The organism is Rhizobium ecuadorense, assembly GCF_001187535.1.
GTDB classification, from domain to species: Bacteria; Pseudomonadota; Alphaproteobacteria; order Rhizobiales; family Rhizobiaceae; genus Rhizobium; species Rhizobium ecuadorense.
Genome location: NZ_LFIO01000223.1, coordinates 1 through 300, shown reverse-complemented (window position 1 = coordinate 300; position 300 = coordinate 1). Strand labels below are relative to the sequence as shown.

The following is a 300-nucleotide window of genomic DNA, read 5'->3' as shown; positions in this document are numbered from 1 at the left end:
AGCCCCGTTCGCGAAGGCCGGCCATGGTGCGGCGGACGACGACGGGATTGGTGTTCAGCATCTTTGCAATCATGTCGGAGGTCGCCGAATGCTGATGCTTATCCATGTGGATCAGCACGTGCAGCATGCGTGAAAGGCGGCTGTCATTGCGCATGGTTCTCTTCCTGTCGATCGGACGGGTCACTATCGCAAGGGGATCGTAACAAGACAAGTAACATGATGCTTGACGGCACAATCTCATGTAACTTATGTTGAGTCATGAATTCAAAATGAAGGGAGAGTCCCATGTCGTTCGACGCC

Annotated in this window: 1 protein-coding gene; it reads right to left on the bottom strand. The window is 53.3% G+C overall.

Translation table 11 applies throughout. The features are described 5' to 3' along the window. On the bottom strand, positions 1 to 154 hold a 154-nt coding region (locus AF337_RS05635; RefSeq protein WP_160320250.1), incomplete at its 3' end, for an Rrf2 family transcriptional regulator. Positions 155 to 300: the final 146 nt, after the last annotated feature.